Origin of the sequence: Shewanella sp. HN-41, assembly GCF_000217915.1 — a bacterium.
In the GTDB taxonomy this organism is placed as follows: Bacteria; Pseudomonadota; Gammaproteobacteria; order Enterobacterales; family Shewanellaceae; genus Shewanella.
Genome location: NZ_AFOZ01000009.1, coordinates 1 through 19649, shown reverse-complemented (window position 1 = coordinate 19649; position 19649 = coordinate 1). Strand labels below are relative to the sequence as shown.

General features: G+C 48.2%; 11 protein-coding genes and 1 pseudogene. 5 read left to right on the top strand and 7 right to left on the bottom strand.

The window, feature by feature from the left end; all coding sequences use genetic code 11:
* Window positions 1-176 precede the first annotated feature (176 nt).
* Window positions 177-512 carry a DUF3392 domain-containing protein gene (locus tag SOHN41_RS01180; protein WP_007644605.1) on the bottom strand — a complete coding sequence of 112 codons (336 nt, stop codon included), beginning with the start codon at window positions 510-512 and terminating at the stop codon, window positions 177-179.
* Window positions 513-603: 91 nt separating this feature from the next.
* Between SOHN41_RS01180 and SOHN41_RS01175 the strand changes: the two genes are divergently transcribed.
* Window positions 604-1539 (top strand): D-2-hydroxyacid dehydrogenase, encoded by a 936-nt coding sequence (locus SOHN41_RS01175; protein WP_007644604.1) that lies wholly within the window; start codon window positions 604-606, stop codon window positions 1537-1539.
* 140 nt (window positions 1540-1679) lie between these two features.
* Here the strand turns inward: SOHN41_RS01175 and SOHN41_RS01170 are convergent, their stop codons facing one another.
* On the bottom strand, window positions 1680-3254 hold the full coding sequence (locus SOHN41_RS01170; protein ID WP_007644603.1) for a methyl-accepting chemotaxis protein: 1575 nt from the start codon (window positions 3252-3254) through the stop codon (window positions 1680-1682).
* Window positions 3255-3505: 251 nt separating this feature from the next.
* Here SOHN41_RS01170 and SOHN41_RS01165 point away from each other — a divergent pair, with 251 nt between their 5' ends.
* Window positions 3506-3697: a bacterioferritin-associated ferredoxin gene (locus SOHN41_RS01165; RefSeq protein ID WP_007644598.1), complete on the top strand. Its 192-nt coding sequence runs from the start codon at window positions 3506-3508 to the stop codon at window positions 3695-3697.
* Window positions 3698-3926: 229 nt separating this feature from the next.
* Here SOHN41_RS01165 and SOHN41_RS01160 read toward each other — a convergent pair whose 3' ends face one another.
* Together SOHN41_RS01160 and SOHN41_RS01155 are read right to left on the bottom strand one after the other, a co-directional pair.
* Window positions 3927-4583: a thiopurine S-methyltransferase gene (locus SOHN41_RS01160; protein WP_007644591.1), complete on the bottom strand. Its 657-nt coding sequence runs from the start codon at window positions 4581-4583 to the stop codon at window positions 3927-3929.
* Between the two features lie 103 nt (window positions 4584-4686).
* A complete protein-coding gene (locus tag SOHN41_RS01155; RefSeq protein ID WP_007644589.1) occupies window positions 4687-5028 on the bottom strand; it encodes a hypothetical protein in 342 nt (113 codons plus the stop codon).
* A 242-nt stretch (window positions 5029-5270) separates the two neighbouring features.
* Between SOHN41_RS01155 and SOHN41_RS01150 the strand changes: the two genes are divergently transcribed.
* Window positions 5271-7079, top strand: a complete 1809-nt coding sequence (locus SOHN41_RS01150) for a protein kinase domain-containing protein (protein WP_007644587.1) — start codon at window positions 5271-5273, stop codon at window positions 7077-7079.
* A 46-nt stretch (window positions 7080-7125) separates the two neighbouring features.
* On the opposite strand, the gene SOHN41_RS01145 is transcribed toward SOHN41_RS01150, so the two are convergent.
* The 3 genes from SOHN41_RS01145 to SOHN41_RS01135 form a co-directional block, all read right to left on the bottom strand.
* Window positions 7126-9534, bottom strand: a complete 2409-nt coding sequence (locus SOHN41_RS01145) for a zinc-dependent metalloprotease (protein ID WP_007644586.1) — start codon at window positions 9532-9534, stop codon at window positions 7126-7128.
* A 106-nt stretch (window positions 9535-9640) separates the two neighbouring features.
* On the bottom strand, window positions 9641-13351 hold the full coding sequence (locus SOHN41_RS01140) for a response regulator (RefSeq protein ID WP_007644585.1): 3711 nt from the start codon (window positions 13349-13351) through the stop codon (window positions 9641-9643).
* A gap of 209 nt (window positions 13352-13560) precedes the next feature.
* Window positions 13561-14955: a PhoH family protein gene (locus tag SOHN41_RS01135; RefSeq protein ID WP_007644584.1), complete on the bottom strand. Its 1395-nt coding sequence runs from the start codon at window positions 14953-14955 to the stop codon at window positions 13561-13563.
* A 406-nt stretch (window positions 14956-15361) separates the two neighbouring features.
* Between SOHN41_RS01135 and rapA the strand changes: the two genes are divergently transcribed.
* A complete protein-coding gene (gene rapA / locus SOHN41_RS01130) occupies window positions 15362-18268 on the top strand; it encodes an RNA polymerase-associated protein RapA (protein ID WP_007644582.1) in 2907 nt (968 codons plus the stop codon).
* Between the two features lie 121 nt (window positions 18269-18389).
* Window positions 18390-19299, top strand: a pseudogene (locus tag SOHN41_RS20610) (DUF3530 family protein).
* Window positions 19300-19649 lie beyond the last annotated feature (350 nt).

Genomic DNA, 19649 nt, shown 5'->3' with positions numbered 1-19649 from the left:
CCCTCTGCATGGTGAGCATCGCATAGCGATACGCTACGAACGTGAGCCATGGAGGGCGAACGGGCTTTTTTATATGGATGCATTTGGTGCGGTGGAGCCCTCAGGGAAGAGTTACTGGCGTGCCTGCGTGCGATGCCCTGCGATGCAGCATAATGGGGATCAGTTATCTAGAGTGATTAGGCTTGGTTATTTCGCTGCGCCCAATAGCCGATAAAAATAAACATGGCCACAATGAGTAAAAACATCCAATGGGATGGCATAGCCACGATTTGCCTTGCCACCCAAGGGATGACTCTGACAATCAATAGACCATAACCGAAGGCATTTACAATAATAAAAACAACGGTCCGTAACACAAAGGAATGCCCCAAAAGATGGCGCCTGATCATGCGGTTTATATCGGCCGAAAACACTAAAATCAGGCACACCAACATAGCGGTGGCAATCTCAAATGCCCAAGGACGAAGCATATTCCCCAAGTGTGCAATAATCGCAACTAACTGTTCAAACATAATACTCAACCTGAAAAGGTGCCATGCAGCCTCAAATATTGGCTACCAGCACATTGAAAAATAACAATAACCAAGCATAAAGGGAGACGCCATGGGGCACAAGTTACTCTTGCTCACTAAGACAAATGAACAGTATCGTCAGCTGATTGAGGCACAGAACCTAGCGGGTCTGGTGTTACTCAGTGATGATCCCGCCAATATCGCCAATGCCGACATCTGGCTCGCTGAACCTAAACTCGCCGCACCTTTACTGCCCCATGCCAAAAAACTGCAATGGCTACAGTCCAGCTTTGCGGGTATAGATGCCCTGATCAGTCCAAGGGGAAGAAAAGACTACCAACTCACTAACATAAAAGGTATTTTTGGACCACTAATGAGTGAATACCTCTTTGGTTATTTGCTTGTACATATCCGTGGGCACCATTTTTACCGGCAGCAACAGCTGCAAAAAAACTGGCAGGTTCAGCCCCAAATGCGCCATTCGACATTACAGGGAATGCAGCTCCTTTTACTCGGTACAGGTTCTATTGCACAGCAGGTTGCACAAACGGCAAAACATTTTGGGATGCATGTGACGGGAATAAACCGCAGTGGTCAAGCCGTTGCAGGGTTTGATCAGATTGAAGTCATAGCAAGATTAGAGCAAGCCATAGGCGATGCCGATGTTGTGGTCAATTTGCTGCCCAGTACCCCAGAAACTCGCAATATTCTAAATGCACATAGGCTGTCAATGCTTAAGGAAGATGCCATCCTGATGAATGTGGGCCGTGGTGATGCATTAGATCTCGATGCGCTCAATGCACAGCTTATCTCCCATCCGTTACAGCAAGCGATATTAGATGTGTTCCAACAAGAACCTTTACCTGCAAGCCACCCTATTTGGGACAGACCAAACGCTGTGATCACACCACACATTTCGGCGCCAAGCCATCCCGAGCAAATAGTTCATATTTTCAGCGATAACTACTATAGATTCATCAAGGGCGAGCCCTTGTTATCCCAAATTGACTTTACAAGGGGTTACTAAATCGCACTTGTAACAGCATCGCTTATCTGCCCAAGGAAGACCTGCCCGCAAGAGTTCATTAGCGATACCGTATGATAGGACATACTAGGCCCAAGGTTTAGGGCATAGAGGTATCGCCTTCATACGGAAGCTGTGGCTCATTAAACCTTAAAACTCCGCTTAAGGAATTGACCCACTAATACCGAATGGGAATCCATTTCGCGGATCACATCGTCATTGAGCTTCACCATCTCACTGCCCAGCTTATGACTAGAATGAGTAAACTGCGATACATTTACCACATTACGATTCATTTCATTAGCCACACTCGATTGTTCTTCCACCGCGCTGGCAATGTGATGGGTCATATCGGTGATGGTGGCAATCGCCTCGCGGATCGTACGCAGGGCAGAGCCAGCCATATCCGCAGTTGAAATACATTGGGAAGCCGCATTGACTCCCTGTTGCATGCTCAGAACTGCCTTGTTTGTACCCTGTTGCAACAGATTAATCATATTCTGGATTTCCTTAGTTGCATCGTGAGTACGCTGTGCCAACGCCCTGACTTCATCGGCAACGACGGCAAAACCTCGTCCTTGTTCTCCGGCCCTCGCCGCTTCAATCGCGGCATTTAATGCGAGTAAATTGGTTTGCCCAGCAATGCTTTGGATCACATCGAGCACTTTTCCTATCTCTGTGCTATGAGCTTCGAGTTCAGTAATTACCAGGGAGGTTTCCTGTAACTGTGTCGCCATAGCTTGAATCGCACTAATAGTGCTCGACACCGTTTTATCACCATTGACTGTCTGTGCTGACGCCATTTGCGATGCACTCGCCGCATCGGCACAATTGGATGACATATCCCCTAGGGTCGCAGTCATTTCCTGCATCGCCGTAGCGACTTGCTCTATCTCGGAGAGTTGTGATTGGCTGGTATTCTGAATATCTTTCCCCTTGGCCGCAGATATTTTTGCCTGTTGAGTGACGTTATTACAGGAGTCAGCTGCGCGTCCAAGAATGGATTTAAGTTCTGAGTTTTGCATTTGCAACGCTAGATCTATAGCGCCAAGATCATCACTGTTGCCGCTATAAATATGCGCCATTAAGGGATTATCATAGATGCGCTTCGCCTTTGTAACTAAGGCATTATAGCGACCAAGTATTAAGTTACCGCCAACCAACAAGATCAACATGCTAATCGCTAAGGCGATAAAGCCGATTAACCCAACTTGCAGAGCCAGATACAGCATGGGTAACATCGCCAAAAAGACTAAAAACAGCATTTTTGTCGGCATGTTCAACGTTCGTTTTAACGCATTAACGCTACCCGTTTTCTTCAATTCAACATAGGCTGACTCAGCTCGCTTAACCTGTTCACGACTAGGTTTAGTACGGACCGATTGAAACTCCACCACCTGACCATTAACTGAAATTGGCGAAACATAGGCATCAACCCAATAGTGATCACCATTGGCACAGCGGTTTTTTACAATTCCCTTCCATGGTTCGCCTCTTTTGATGCATTTCCAAAGATCTTCAAACGCTTGGGGAGGCATATCCGGATGACGCACCATGTTATGGGGTTGGCCTAACATAGCATCGAGTTCATAACCAGCAACGGTGCAAAACGAGGTATTCGCGTAAGTAATATGGCTTTGGGTATCTGTTGTCGACAGTAAAATCCAATCCGCCGGATAGTCATATTCGCGCTGCGTAATAGGTAAATTAGCTCTCATGATAACCTTATGTGTTTATTATGTAATTTTACAATTAACCATCCATGAGTCGTCCATACCTAGAGCCTTGTTCCTGATGATTTACACCTTAAATTAGCACTTCATTATTAAGATGCATGAAACAGAGAATAGCCTAAAAAATGTGCGCCGCGTACCAAAATAAGCAAGTCATAAACTAAAACAACAACTATTATTGCATTTGATAAGTGTTTTCATTTAGAATTAGCGCAATTCAGATTGGAGACGAAAAAATGTACGTTTGTCTTTGCCATGCCATCACTGACACGCAAATTAAAAATGCCGTAAGCCAGGGCGATAGCTCACTCGCTGACGTTAAGAAGCGCTTAGGTGTAGCCAATCAGTGTGGTAAATGCGCCAGAATGGCCGTGCAGATCATTCAAAATCAATTAGAGCTTGAGCCGAATTATTACGAGGTTGCTTAAGCCCTGTAGCGAACGTTCGGCCTGTACATATCGGCCCACAGCCCCAAACTTCCCCTTGAGATCCCTCTAACCAAAAGACAAGCTTTTCGCCTTTATTGCCTATGGCGCATTTGTGAGTGCGAGCAAGACTGTATATCTACAACTCGTTTTTGATGGTGCATCCCATTCAGTGTCTCCCCATTCAGTGATAATCCAACAAAATGGGATGCGGACAGAGACAACATTTTTGCTATTTGCGTTTTAAAAGGTAAGCGGCCTCATTCAACCAAGGTACTTCTTTCTTTATAAATCGAGGGTTATCGGCGAGAACATCTTGGCAATCCACCCCTTGGATTTCAAAATCACCACTTAAATATGTCTCAACCCAAGTCGGTGATACCGCAAATGGTGGGCCACTTAATGTCTCCTGCGGATAATCTAAGGTCACTAGCAAGCCTAGGCTACCACTGGGTAATAAGCTCGCTAGCTGCTTGGCATATTGGGCTCGCATACTTTCGGGCCAAGCGATCAATGCCGCACGATCATAAAATGCCATCACATCTTGCGTAAGCGCGTTCGGTAAAGTGAAGATATCGCCTTGGTATAAACTGATCTGCTCGGTTTGATAGTGCTGGTGCTCACCCACTGCCGTTTTTGTCACCTCGAGCTGGTTATCACTGAAAAATTGCTGTACGGCTAGCTCATTCAATTCACAACCTATCACTTGATGACCCTGTTCGGCCAAAAAGCACATATCCAATGACTTACCACACAGGGGAACAAAGACTTTAGCATCGGCGGGCAATGCAAGCTTCTGCCAATATTTAACGAGGAAGGGATTGATATCCTGTTGATGAAAACCTATTTGCTGCTGATGCCACTTGTCATGCCAAAAACTGGGTTCCATAAATATGTCTCAAATCACTAAAGTTACCCTTACTCTAATGACATTTACCTATGGATGCAAAAATCTGATATAACAAGTTAATCATAGGGATGCAAAGACTCACTTACTGATCTAACGCTGCCTGAACTTTACGAAGCCAAACACAATTATCACACTGACATTGACGGCGAGATAAGTGATGTGGACTCAAGGAGGAGTCAATAAAATCCACCGCAATCAACAATTGCTGTTTCAATTCGGTAATGGATTTTTGTTCTACCGCAACGAGCTCATCGTTCTGGTTCATCCAAATGCATTCCATGCCCTGGTGACAAGTTAAACACTGCTCATCACTGTCATTGAAAAATACCGCGTGGGGACAATGGGTCACCTCCATTGACTGTAGGATTCGTTTACGCGGATATTCTAATAATTCAATCAATAACGCTTTATATTGGGCGGGCATATGCCCTCCTTCAAATACATTTTGCCTGCGGGTTATTTATCCCATCCACTGTCCCAAAGATTACCTATAGTTCACCCAATTTAACTTGATATAAGTCAAAGTCAGCGACGAAATGATGGGATAGGTAAACCGACAATCGCGCCAACTCTTAGCGTTATGCGTAAACTGGCAAAAATAAATCCCCCCATATTTGATTATTTCCCCCGCTTACTGGTTAAATGAACAAAACAAGGAGTACGATTTTGCAAACACCCCAGCTACAGCATTTTTACATTTCTGAAGAGCAATCCATCTATTTGCTTAAGGCCAATGATGCCCGCAAGCACAAAGCTTGGATCCGCCTCTGTAAACAACAGCTGAGTAAACTGGGTTATACCGATATCGAATTTATCGGCAAGGGAGCCTATGGCTTCGTTTTTGCGGGAGTCAATCTTGCAGGCGATGCCCATGTATTTAAATTTTCGCGGATTAATCTACCGCAACATATTCAAGATAGGCTCGAAGAAGAAGCCTTTATGCTCTCCTTGCTCAAGCATCCCAATGTTCCCGCCGCCATCAAATTTGAGCGGGTCGGAAAGCAAGGGATCCTAGTGATGGAACGCGCTAAGGGGGAAGATCTTGAGCAACTTTGCCGCCGTTTGGGTGCACTGCCCACGGCCATGGTGATGAGTATTGCCCGGCAACTGGCCGATATACTGTATTACCTACGCACGGGTAAACCATTGGTTCATGGCGATATAAAGCCTTCAAACTTAGTCTATGATACCCAAAGCCAACACTTGTCATTGATCGATTGGGGCTCGGCGGTATTCGCCCAGCGCGACGAATATAACAAACCCGTCGAAGATAATGTCATGGCACTGATGTCGAGCGATCAGCAGCATACTAATGCCCGTATGGGGGACGTGTATTTTATTGGGGAAGAACAGCTAAATGGCGCCCTCTCAAGCCCACGTTTCGATGAACAAGGGGTTGCTGCAACCTTGTATGCCCTCGCCTCAGGGCAAGCGAGCCGTTTCGGCGCACAGGTCATTCCCCCCACCAGCATAGGTTTACCCATTGAGCTTGCCCGCACCCTAGAAGGCATGCTCAGTAGCGATGCCAAGCAACGTAACATTGCGGGGGATTACTTTTTAAAAAGCATGCGTCACAGCCACAGGTTACACCTACCCGAACTGCCTAAACCTGAACTGCAGAGCGAGATCCCCGTCTGGGTGCAATCCCGCGAGAAGGATGTTGAAACTGTGAGTTACAGTTCACGAAAATCCTTTTTAAAAGAACATAATGCCCAAGATCCGATCGCGAAGATGGATGATATTCAGCTCGAAAAATACTATCGCAACTTCCTCGCGGGTATGGGCGATACCGAAAAAGGCTTTATTGCGGCCGTAGGTCGGTTAGGCCAATATCCGATAGTGGGAGGGCTGGCAATTCATTGGCAGGAAACAGGCGTCTATATAGACTCAAACCTTGCCATCTACGATGCCAAACAAAAAAGTGCCTTGATTATTGCGGTGAATAATATGGTTACGCTGGCACGGGGCATTAAACGTATCGGGGTTTTTAAGGCCTGTTTCTTTAACGCGAGGGACACACTGCATATTGAGCGCGAAAACACTCACGAACCTTTTGCCGCCAGTGCCGATTTACAACTGCCCTTTGAAGTCGGCGATGTGCCCACACTCGAGGATAAGTCACGGTTGCATTCCTACTTTGAAGACGGTAAAGATCCCGATGAAAACCTCGAATTACCGAGCGAAATCATGGAGGAACTGGCACGGATCAACCAAATCCACCACACGGGTTGCATTATTTTTGAGGCACTGCCGAATCACTTAAAGATCCACAGTTATTTGAAATTGCTGAACCCCCGTAAACAGGCGGCGTTTCGCGCCAGTCTCGATCGAATCTTGCATCATGTCGGCAAAATTCAAGGCCACGGCGTATCTGGCTTTATGAAATTACCCTACAAAAACACTCGCCGTTTTAATCACTTAGAGCGTAAGGCCGACAATTTTTACCCCAAAAATCCAAAAGAAATAGGCGTTTAGTCGTTTCTATTTCAACTACGCCTATTTCACGTATTTTATTTCCTGGCTAGATAGGCGACCCCGGAGGTAGGGTAAGGGGCTGAGCAATCAGCCTTGCCTTAGGATCCACGAGCCCAGCACTAAGCCCTTGCAGCAGCCAAGTGTAATGGGCAGCCCGCGTTACATTGGCCCGATTCGCCTTCGCTTTTAATTGCTTAATCACAAATTGAGCGCGATCGTTAATCGTGGCTTTGACCTCCGGTGACGTCTCGGAATAGTGCAGAGTCGCAAGCAGTTCATCAATCACCACTGCATTAACCCGCATCCACACACCTTCAACCAGCCCAAGTTTATCCTCTTGATATAAAGTGGCGGCAAATAACTTATCGAGCAAAACTGTCACGGATAACTGCTCATTATCCGCCATCGACGCTTGGCTCACACGATTCAAACGCTTAGGCATCAATAACAGGCTAATGGTATGACGACTAAAGACTTCCGCCATACCTAAGGGATCCGTTTGCACACCTAAACCTGAGTCAAAGGATTCCCGTGATGCCTGATAATTCCCCGCCCTGGGTACTAAGGTATCGAGCAAAGGCTGAGGCAAGGCTAAACGGGTCGCATCTAAGGTGTTCAGTAATGCATCTAACCCTGTGAGCTGTAACTGCGGCGCAATATAGCTCCAGCGACTCCCTTCACCAATGGATTGATAGTTATAGTCGGTTCCACCGATAAACTTAGCAACGGCATCGATCTGATAGCGGGTAAGTAAGTAAATCGGAGCAAAAGCATCGGTCAATTGCCCTAGAGGCTCACCGGCTAATAACGCCGTACTGGAGAAACCTTCAATCGCCTTAGTGCGGATCCTATCGAGCTGTGTTAACTGGGCAATAGGATCATCACCGCTATCCCACAAACTCGCATAGGCATGGCTACCATCCTTTTGACGGGAATCGGCCTCGCCTATATAGCGTAATCCCTTCCTTGCAACCTCAGCAAGCAGCTGAGTTTGAAGAGTTTTCTGAGCATTTTCATCCCCTTCATCGCTGTAACCATAGGCGATCGTAAAATTATCCCAAGGTCCAACACTTGTGGTATAGGGCGCTGAAATATCAATATCATTGCCCTTTAGTTGGATTTTAGGATGGGGGTAATCCATCACTGAGGCATCCTGATTGGTGGAGGCGGCAAAGTTATGATCTAACCCTAAGGTATGGCCCACTTCATGGGCAGCAAGTTGACGAATCCGGGCTAAAGACAACTCGGTTGCGGCTTTTTCGGCCGCCGCTCTATCTTGCCAGCCAGCGGTGAGCCCCTTTGCAATCAAATAATCCTGACGCACACGCAAACTTCCAAGGGTGACATGGCCCTTAATGATTTCACCGGTGCGCGGATCGGTCAGCGCGGCACCATAGGACCAACCCCGTGTAGCCCTGTGCACCCATTGGATCATGTTGTAGCGTATATCCTGGGGATCGGCATCTAAGGGGAGTAGTTCGACTTTAAAGCCATCGATAAAACCCGCTTGGGAAAAAGCGCTCTCCCACCAACGCGCACCATCGAGCAGCGCCGAGCGGATCGGCTCTGGAACTCCTGGATCGAGGTAATAGGTAATAGGCTTAACCACTTTACTCGGCGCCGGGCCGGAATTAATCTTCTGTAAACGATGGCGCAGGATAAAACGCTGCACTAAAGGTTGGTCAAAGGGCGTGGCATAGTCGCGGTATTCATCGGATAAATAGCCACTCATAGGGTGATAGGTCCGAGGCTGATAGCCATCGTCGGGAAGCTCAACGAAGGAATAGCGCACACGCACCGACACTAGGGATCCATCGGGGGTGACCTTGGCGACCTCTGCCCCCACGGTATCGCCTTTGAAAGTCAACTGCACATCGACATCGGCATTCTTAGCGAAGGATTTCACTCTTGCAGGTAAGAGACTCGAACGACTCAAATCGAGGCGATAATTTCCCTGTGCCGTGCGTTGTAATGTGGCAGCGACTCCATGTAAGTCATTGAGCACCAGATCGTTAATCGCCACCAGATCCGGCTTACCTTCAAGCACTTTACCCTGCCATAGGACGGAGTCGGCAAACGCCTCCTCAACCGCCCTTTTCTCGGCGGGATCCTCGGTGTTGGCGCGATACTGGGTATTGAGTTGCTTCAACTGCACATAGGGACCTTGGCGCTCAAACTGTACCATTCGAGTTTGCCCAAGTTGACCACGGTCGAGACCAATGTCGTTCGATCCGACCCCTTCGGGTAAGCTAGTCACCAATAGGAAAGGCTGATTAAGGCGGTTGACCTCAAGGTATAATTCTCCCTGAGACTCGTCGTAATAGAGATTAAGAAATCCTTTCGCCTCTTGACTCTGCTTAATGATCTTGGCGCTAGGCACGGTAGCGGCGACAGTCTCGGTAGGAAATCCTAATAGCGCTATGGATAAGGCTAAGGTTAAACATTGGGGTTTCATCTTTCCTCCTATTCGGCTGGCGGCATTATTAACTCTAGAGACCACTGGCAATCCCAATACTCTATCGCGCAAATAACGCGGAGCCATCAATGGCCCCGAGCTCAGATTAACTGTGTTGATGTTTGTGTTTGATCCAGTGGTTTAAGGTTTCAAATAATTCATTGAGCACTATGGGTTTAGTAATATGGGCATTCATACCCGCCGCTAAACTCTTTTCCCTGTCACCCGACATGGCGTGGGCGGTCATAGCAATAATAGGCAGCTCGTCGGCACTATAACGCTCCCGCAGCGCCCTTGCCGCCGTTAAGCCATCCATTACTGGCATTTGAATGTCCATCAATACCGCATCGAATGGGCGCGAATCGATAATATCTAGGGCAATTTGGCCGTTATCCGCCAGCACCACTTCATAGCCCGCACTTTTTAACAGTTCGGTCGCCACTTGCTGGTTGATAAAGTTATCCTCCACCAATAACACTAATCCCGTGTGCTCGCCTGCTTCAGACTCGATTTCAGCCATAGGTTGAACCATGTTTAATCTAGGTTCATCGGCGAAGGCCGCGATGATTTCATCGAACAGACTCGATGCCTTAAAGGGCTTTTGCAGCACGGCAAACACATTGGCACTATCTACCTCATACTGCAAGGGTTCTGCCGCGTAGGCCGTCATCATAATAATGATGGGTCGCTTAGGGATACGCCCCTCGGCCACCATAGTATCTATGGCGCTAATCACATCACCGCCGTCCATTTCAGGCATCATCCAATCGAGTAGCAATAAATCGATGGGATCCCGTGACAGCTTATACAAGGCCTCGGCACCACTGGCGGCGGTGTCGACTTCAAAGTGGAAATCCCGCATCACAGCGGAATAAATTTGCAGGGCAGTCGGGTTGTCATCGACCACTAAGGTACGAAGATTATTGAGTTTTTCAGGTACGACTAGCGGCTCAACCTTCGCTTCTTCGGCAATTTCAAAGCTGATGGTAAAGCTGAAGGTACTGCCAATCCCAAGCTCGCTCTGTACCTGCATCTTGCCGCCCATCATAGACACGAGATGCTTACTGATCGACAGGCCTAAACCTGTACCACCATACTTACGGGTCGTCGAACCGTCGGCCTGTGCAAAGGCGTCAAACAGTTTCTCCTGCTGATCTTTGCTAATACCAATGCCTGTATCACGTACCCAGAATTTCAGGGTAATGCGGTGATCGCGCTCGCCGACATCTTCACAACCCAGTTCGATTTCGCCCGATTGGGTGAATTTCACCGCATTCGATAACAGGTTAATCAGCACTTGGCCCAAACGCAGTGGATCGCCCTTAAGAATGAGTCCCGCCGTCACTGGGGCATACAAGAGTAACTCGACGCCCTGCTCCTGTGCCTTAAGCGCATTGAGATCGAGTGCATGATCGAGCACTTTATCCAGTGGGAATGGCACCCGCTCAAGTTCTAGTTTACCCGCTTCAATCTTAGAGAAGTCGAGGATATCGTTAATAATCCGTAGCAGTGATTGCGCCGAGAATCCCGCCTTTTCAAGATAGTCCTTTTGCTGCGCCGTTAACGGGGTGCGCTGGGCTAGCTGCAACATACCAATAATGGCGTTCATCGGGGTGCGTATTTCATGGCTCATATTCGCCAAGAATTCGCTCTTATAAAGGTTGGCTAGCTCGGCGTCTTGTTTGGCCTCAAGCAATGCCACCTCGTTACTCTTCTGACGGGTAATATCTTTATGTGTCCCCAACATCCGCTTAGGTTGACCATCGGCGGTAAACTCGACCACCCGGCCGCGGGAAAGCACCCAATGATAACTGCCATTTTTACCCAGTATACGAAACTCTATTTCATAGGCATCGACGGGATTTTGCAGGTATTGATTACGGTATTCCTCCACCCGAATACGATCATCCGGATGGGTTAAGTGATCAATTGCCGACAATAGGGCTGGGAATTCATTGGTTTTATACCCCAACATAGAATAATAAGCGGGGTTACAGATGATCTGTTCCGAATCGAGATACCAGTCCCATAGGCCATCTTCCACCGCGTCCATGGCTAAGTGATAGCGCTCCTCGGAGAGCCGTAACTGCTCGGCGGATTCGTATTCCCGCGTCACATCACGCCATACGGCAATCAAGCCCTGCAGCTCGCCGCGGCGGTTATAAAATGGCAGTTTTAAGGTATCGAGCAACACGGGCTTACCCGCCAGTTCAACCTTTTCCTGATAGCGTAGAGGTGTTCGATCCTTGAGCACCTGCTCATCCTCGGCGCGAATACGTATGCCCATTTCAGGCGAAGTTAAATCCTCCGAAGAAAGACCTATCATCTCACTCTCGGTATAACCCAGCATGCGCTCCGCCGCCTTGTTACAACCTAAGTAGTTACTTTCTTTATCTTTAAAGACAATCGCCTCGGGGATTGAATCGAGTAAGGATCGCAGCAATGCATATTCACGTTCACGCCGCTCAGTAGTGTCTTTTAAACGTTCGGTACGCCGCGCCACTAACTTATCGAGCCGCTTATTTTGCTCGGCCAGATGGTGGGTATATTGTTTGTTTTCCTCGAAGATCCGACTGACCAATAGGAACCAAGGTTCCCAGCCATGGGTAATTTTCTCCGGTGGCTTACGGGGCTCTTGGGAGCAGCCCTCAAGGTGTGATAACAGCCGCGATGCAGGGCTCACGAAGGAGCGGCGAGTCTGCCAATGCACTATGGTCACCAGCACAGAGAGTGCGATGACGACCAAAATAAAGGTCAGCTGTAATTTTTCCCACGAGTCTTGGAATAGATCGTCCTCATCCTGTAAATACAGCAAACGCCAAGGTGCATTATGCAGAGCAACCGAGTGGATATAGTAGCCGTTGCGGATAATGCCTTCGTGGGCATCGAACAATTCAGACTCGGGCAAAGAATGCAATTCGGAGGGAATACGTTGACTGATGTGATAGACACGATTGATGTCGGAACTATCGAAGTCACTGTGGGATAAAATATTGTTCTGCTGATCGAGCAAGATCACAGTACCCGGCATCTTAAAATAGACCCGAATTTGCCGCGCCAACGAGGCCAAGGTCATATCTAAGTTGATTGACCCCATAAATTCATCCTCAAGGTAAACGGGCACACCTAAGGTCGTCAGCAGCCCATTGCCCGTGGAGTCCACATAGGCCTCACTCCAGAATACACTGCGCTGTGGGTTCATCGCCGGGGTGGCATACTGGAATTGTTTCTTATTGAGCAGCTCATCTCGAAAGCGTTGTTCGTCATTGGTCCAGGGGAAATAGGACATGATCTTTTGTCTGGAAAGATAGTAAATCGCCGAGGCCTTGGGGGCCGCTTCTTTGGCGACAGGGAAAGACAAAGAGAGTTCAAACAACATCTCCAGCTCTTGATAAAACTTGTCACTACGACCATCGAGGGACCCCGCCCCAGTGATCCTCCCCATGTTGGTAAAAGGTTTGCCACCCTTAGCGTAGCTAGGTTCTAAGGTAAAATACTGGCCGCTCTCGTTAAATTTGCCATATTGAGGCAAGCGCTCTTTACGGACTAACTCACCTAAACGTAAATGATCGACGGCAACGTCCCGTAGACTCTTTACCGCACGAATACTCGACTCGAGTAACAAGTCGATTTGCAGCACATGGCGCTCAACCTGTTCCTCACGCTGCTCCATTTGTTGGGTTTTCTGACGATCGAAAAACATCCATGCGGTTAATAACGACATGACAATAACGCCAATGTACGTATAAAAAACGGCACGGTTGTAATTCTTCTGGATCGGCGATTTTAGTTGGAGATCCGGCTCACTCGATTTCATCCACTACCCTTGCTTGCAGCGCTTGATTTTAGCCATCGGCGGCAAAAACTATTGGGCTAATATACTAGCAGGAAGAAACCACCAATCACATCAAATAATTATCGGTCGAATGCCGCCCATGCCCATGATAAGTCGATTAAAAAAGAAAAGTTGAGCGAAAAACAAAGGCCTCAAAGATGAGACCTTTTGTTACAGGCTTACCGATAGACTTATAAGTGCTCTTCGGCGTATTCGGCGAGGCGCGAACGCACGACACCGTTGAGGTACAGATTTGCACTGCCTTCAAAGTCTTTAAAACGTTCGACTATATAGGTCAGCCCCGAAGTAACGGCAGTCAGATAATTAGAGTCGATCTGTGCTAAGTTACCGCAACAAATCAGTTTTGTCCCCTCGCCCATACGGGTGATCATGGTTTTGATCTGCGAGGCGGTGAGGTTTTGGCACTCATCCAATAGGACGACGGAATTTTGGATCGAGCGCCCGCGCATAAAGTTGATCGACTTAAACTGGATATTTGCCTTCTCCATAATGTAGTTCAAACTGCCCGTGGGATTCACATCATTCTTATGCAGCACTTCTAAGGTGTCGGTAATAGCCGCCAGCCAGGGCATCATTTTCTCTTCTTCGGTGCCAGGTAGGAAACCAATAGATTCGGCGATCTCTGGGGTATTACGGGTCACAATCACCTTATCGTAGCGGTTACGCTCAACCACCAGTTCTAGGGCGGCCGCCATAGCGAGCAAGGTTTTACCGCAACCGGCAGGTCCAGTTAAGATCACCAGATCGATATCGGGATCGAGCAATGCTTGCAGCGCCATTCCCTGGTAAACATTCTTAGGCTTAACCCCCCACGCCTCGAGGTTTTTCATCCGTTCACGGCCTAAATCGAGAATATGCAGATGGGTGCTGCTACGTTCGGTAACTCGACCACAGAAATCCGACTCAGTATCGATAAGATATTGGTTAATATAAAATTGATCGTTATCTAAGTCTTTAATTGGCACTTCATGGATTGTATGTCTGCCGTGGCGTTCGGTAGACACTTTGTTTAAATGCTCCCAGAAATTCCCCTCAAACTGATAAAAACCTTTGCTGAGGAAGCGAATATCATCAATCAATTGGTCGGTGCGATAATCCTCAACCAGTTGAATGCCAGCGCCTTTGGCCTTGAGACGCATATTGATATCTTTGGTGACTAAGACTACGGTGCGTGGATGGTGGAGGTTCTGTAGATGGAGTGCCGTGTTGATAATGCGGTTGTCGTTGCCATCCCCCGGCAGGGCGCCTAAGGTAAAATCGACGAGGTGATCGGGGAAGATTGAGAGCGATCCTATCGCATCGGCATGTCCCTCTCGGCTGGGCAAAGGTACGCCGTTGATAATCTGCTCCGGAGTGGTATCACCACCTAAGGTATCTTCAAGTGCCCTGATGGCGACCCTAGCATCCCGACTCACATCACTCTTTCGATCTTTTATCTGGTCTAACTCTTCGAGCACTGTCATCGGAATGACTACATCGTGCTCCTTAAACGAATAGATCGCCAAAGGTTCATGTAATAACACATTGGTATCCAGTACAAACAACTTTCTGTCGTCTTGTTCCATGGCGCCTCCAGAGTGCTTCATTAAAGTTTAAACACACTTTTGAGTCTCAATAAAAGTAACACGGCTCCTATTACTGGTTGAGCATATGGCAAAAAATGATGATAAGGTTCAAGTCGATAGCACTTTACTCATACTGAAACCTTAAGTTGATATTGGCACTAAACTCAGTAGATAACAATACATCGGCCCTGTTTACCTCACAGACTCGAGGCAGTGTATCGCCCCGAATATGACACTAGCATGACAATGCTGTTATAACCCATTCAACAATTTCTTAGTCGTTCAATTTGTAATCTACCACTTGGAGAATTAGGCTCTAACGGGTGAGAGGGCGATTTAAATATCCCTAGTATTGGTATAACATACGCGCCCTTTGTTAGAGTCCGCCTAGAAATGAGAATTTAAGATGCCGTTCGCCTTAGGTCAACGTTGGATAAGTGATACCGAGTCAGAGCTTGGTTTAGGAACTGTGGTTCAAGTAGAAGGCCGTATGGTCACTGTATTATTCCCTGCCACGGGTGAGAACCGCATGTTCTCCCGAGCAGAAGCCCCTCTGACGCGCGTCATCTATAATCCCGGCGATACGGTTGAAAGCCACGAAGGCTGGAGCCTTGCGGTCAGTGAATTGACCGAGAAAGATGGCATAGTGATCTACCACGGCGCTCACAGTGAGACAGGCGAGCAAGTTACCCTGCGTGAAACCCTGCTAAACCACAATATTCGCTTCAATAAACCCCAAGACCGTTTATTCGCCGGTCAAATTGACCGTCTCGACCGTTTTGGCGTGCGTTATCAATGCCAAATGCTGCGCCATAAGCTCGCGACCTCTGATTTACTGGGCTTACAAGGTCCGCGCGTGGGGCTTATCCCGCATCAAATGTGGATTGCCCATGAAGTCGGCCGCCGTTATGCGCCGCGGGTACTGCTGGCCGATGAAGTGGGCTTAGGTAAAACCATTGAAGCGGGTCTGATTATTCACCAACAACTGCTGACCGGCCGCGCCGAACGTATTCTGATTATCGTGCCCGATACTCTGCGCCATCAGTGGTTAGTGGAAATGCTGCGCCGTTTTAACCTGCGCTTCTCTGTATTTGATGAGGACCGCTGCGTCGAGGCCTATGCCGACCACGACAACCCATTCTATACCGAACAATTAGTCATATGTTCACTCGAATTACTGCGTAAGAAAAAGCGCCTCGATCAAGCCCTCGATGCCGACTGGGATCTATTAGTCGTCGATGAGGCCCACCATTTAGAATGGACCGAAGAGGCCCCAAGCCGCGCCTATCAAGTGGTTGAAGCCTTAAGTGAAGTTGTCCCCGGCGTCTTGCTGTTAACCGCAACGCCGGATCAACTGGGCCATGAGAGTCACTTCGCCCGCTTACGCCTGCTCGATCCGGATCGATTCTACGATTACGATGCCTTCTTAACCGAAGAACACAGCTACAAAGAAGTGGCACTTGCCGCCGAAGCCTTAGCGGGCGAGGCAAAATTGCCCGATGCGGCCATCAACAGCTTGACCGAATTGCTCAGCGAGAAAGATATAGCGCCGAGTATTCGTTTAATCCAAGCCGATGGTATCGACAGCGGGGCACAGCAGGCCGCCCGCAGTGAATTGCTGCAGGAGTTACTCGACCGCCACGGTACTGGCCGCGTGCTTTACCGTAACAGCCGCGCCTCGGTAAAAGGGTTTCCACAGCGATTCTTTAATCCGCATCCCCAGACCATGCCAGAACAATACCTCACCGCCATGCGCGTGAGCGGTATGATGGGCGGCCATAAAACCTTAGAAGCTAAAGCAGCCCAAGCCCTGAGCCCTGAAAAGTTATATCAAGAATTTGAAGATAACAGTGCCAGTTGGTGGCGCTTCGATCCCCGAGTGGATTGGTTAATCGAATTCTTAAAGTCACACCGCAGCAAAAAGGTGCTGATCATTGCCAGCGGTGCTGAAACCGCACTGAGCCTAGAAGAAGCCCTACGCACCCGTGAAGGTATTCAAACAACCGTATTCCACGAAGGTATGTCGATTATCGAGCGCGATAAAGCCGGCGCTTACTTTGCCCAAGAGGAAGGTGGCGCCCAGGCGTTAATCTGCTCTGAAATCGGCTCTGAAGGACGTAACTTCCAGTTTGCCAGCCACTTAGTACTGTTCGATCTACCGCTAAACCCCGATCTATTGGAGCAGCGTATCGGTCGTTTAGATCGTATCGGCCAGAAAAATGATATCCAAATTCACTTACCTTACCTGGTAGATACCGCCCAAGAACGTCTAATGCAGTGGTATCACCAAGGGCTAAATGCCTTTGAACTGACCTGCCCAAGCGGCCATGTGCTTTACAGTGAATTTGCCGAAGATCTGTTAAACGTGCTTGTGGGTGACAATAGTGACGAGCTGACCAATCTGCTCAACCATACCCAAACCCGCTATAAAGAACTCAAGCATGCCATGGAGCAAGGCCGCGATAAGCTGCTGGAAATCAACTCCCACGGCGGCGAGAAGGCAAAGGCCATTGTCGAACGTTTAGCCCAGAGTGATCAGGATACTCAGCTGATAGGTTCGGTAATACGTTTATGGGATATCATCGGCGTAGATCAAGAAGATAAGGGTGAGAACGCGATCATTCTGCGCCCGAGTGAACACATGATGTTCCCAACCTACCCTGGCTTGCCAGAAGATGGCGTGACAGTGACCTTTGACCGTGACACTGCGCTATCGCGCGATGATATTGCGCTGATCACCCAAGAGCATCCGTTAGTACAAACGGGCTTAGATTTGATCACAGGCTCAGAAACTGGCACCACTAGCGTGGCGATTCTCAAGAACAAGGCGCTGCCAGCGGGCACCTTATTCTTAGAACTCATCTACATGGCCGATGCTTCGGCACCCAAATCGAGCCAGTTATACCGTTACTTGCCGCCGACACCCGTGCGCATCTTGCTGGATAAAAATGGCAATGACTTATCCGCTAAGGTGGATTACGCCAGTTTTGATAAACAACTGAGCGCAGTGAATCGCCATATTGGCAGTAAGTTGGTCACCGCATCACAGCCAATCCTGCACCCGTTATTTGCTAAGGGTGAGGAATATGCCCAGCTCGCTGTGGATGATCTCATTACTCAGGCCCGCGAGAAAATGACCACACAATTAACGGGCGAGTTAGATCGTTTAGAATCCCTTAAGGCGGTTAACCCCAATATCCGTGAGGAAGAGTTAACCTACCTGCGCAATCAAATGCAGGAACTCACTAACTACCTCGATGATACTCAGCTACAACTCGATGCGATTCGGATGGTACTCGTGAGTCACGTATAACACGGATCGCGCCTTCGATGTTCTGCAAAACGCCCAGCCAATAGACTGGGCGTTTTGCTAACTAAAAGATTATACTCAGCCTAAGTGAATTTATAAGACTACACAGGTGGTTATCTATTCTATGGCGCGCATCTTCCCTATTTTATTTGGCCTTTCCTTCAGCCTAATCACTTTACCCTGCCTGAGTGCAGAGCCAGAGACTGAACCAGAGACAAAACCTGCGACGCCCACTGAAACGCCAGCCCTTAAGCCCAAAAGAAACTATTTACCCAATCAAGAAGTCAAACAAATCACCATAGACAACCAACCCTTTGAGCTATTAGTTCGCCCATGGGAGGGCAAAAAAAAACTGGGTGCCAGCATTATTTTACCCGCCACCAATGGCACGGCAGATTCGCCAGGACTAATGGCCTTTGTGCGGCGCAATATTAATCCCGCGGGTTGGGCGAGTTTGAGCCTCACGCCCCCCACTGAGCCACCGGCACCAAACTTTGCCACCGCAGCAGAGGAAGTCGCCTCCCCAGGAGCGGCACAACTCAGCACGCCATCCAATAAACCCAGCCCCAAAAATCCTCCCTGAAAACAGCCGTAAACATTTGCTCGAACAGGAGGACTTTCTCATTAAAAGCCTGTCTCAGTTAGAGACAGTTGGGGCCGATTATCCCGGCAAAAGAGTGTTAATTACCGCCGACCAAAGTGCCGAGTTATTAATCAGCCTTTTAAGTCAAAAGAAAATTGCCAACCCCGATGTACTGATAGTGATCAACCCCTACAGTGAGGATGAAGAACGCAATCAAGCCTTGGCCGAAAAACTGGCCAAACTCACTATGCCCATTCTGGATATTCAATCGCCGGATGGCCACCCAGCATCACTCAGCACCGCAGAGCAACGCAGGAGCTTGGCCGTGACCTTAGAGACGCCAAACTACCGTCAATCCCAACTGCTGCTTAATTTGGATAATGAGAGCGCATGGCAGAATTGCTTAAATACCATCAAAGGCTTCGCCGCCCGTATGAGCACAGATTATTAAATGGCCTGTGATTTATGGTGGTAACTTAAAAATTATTTCACAAGAAGTGCCCCTACAGACTCGACGAGATCTGATGTAAAAGGATGTACAAATGTCGCGATCACATGGTCAATAATGTTCCAGACATCACAGTACATTCCCCATCTCCCTATGGGTCAGATGTGAATGGGCGACCATATCGCCAAGGGACACTGGTGCAACAATGCCAATCTTAACTATCCCTTACACAATTCATTCAGCTAAAAAGCTATTTCCCCAAAGCAAGACAGTTGAGTTATGCGCATTAATTACGCATTAATTGTCATTGCTTCCCCAGTGACACGCCATTAACTCGTCCCTGAGGGCTCTAC

Bases quoted from the DNA above. Each gene is read 5' to 3' on its own strand.
- SOHN41_RS01160 (WP_007644591.1), bottom strand. From the start codon at position 4,583: ATGGAACCCAGTTTTTGGCATGACAAGTGGCATCAGCAGCAAATAGGT.
- rapA (WP_007644582.1), top strand. From the start codon at position 15,362: ATGCCGTTCGCCTTAGGTCAACGTTGGATAAGTGATACCGAGTCAGAG.
- SOHN41_RS01135 (WP_007644584.1), bottom strand. From the start codon at position 14,955: ATGGAACAAGACGACAGAAAGTTGTTTGTACTGGATACCAATGTGTTA.
- SOHN41_RS01145 (WP_007644586.1), bottom strand. From the start codon at position 9,534: ATGAAACCCCAATGTTTAACCTTAGCCTTATCCATAGCGCTATTAGGA.
- SOHN41_RS01165 (WP_007644598.1), top strand. From the start codon at position 3,506: ATGTACGTTTGTCTTTGCCATGCCATCACTGACACGCAAATTAAAAAT.
- SOHN41_RS01140 (WP_007644585.1), bottom strand. From the start codon at position 13,351: ATGAAATCGAGTGAGCCGGATCTCCAACTAAAATCGCCGATCCAGAAG.
- SOHN41_RS01155 (WP_007644589.1), bottom strand. From the start codon at position 5,028: ATGCCCGCCCAATATAAAGCGTTATTGATTGAATTATTAGAATATCCG.
- SOHN41_RS01170 (WP_007644603.1), bottom strand. From the start codon at position 3,254: ATGAGAGCTAATTTACCTATTACGCAGCGCGAATATGACTATCCGGCG.
- SOHN41_RS01175 (WP_007644604.1), top strand. From the start codon at position 604: ATGGGGCACAAGTTACTCTTGCTCACTAAGACAAATGAACAGTATCGT.
- SOHN41_RS01180 (WP_007644605.1), bottom strand. From the start codon at position 512: ATGTTTGAACAGTTAGTTGCGATTATTGCACACTTGGGGAATATGCTT.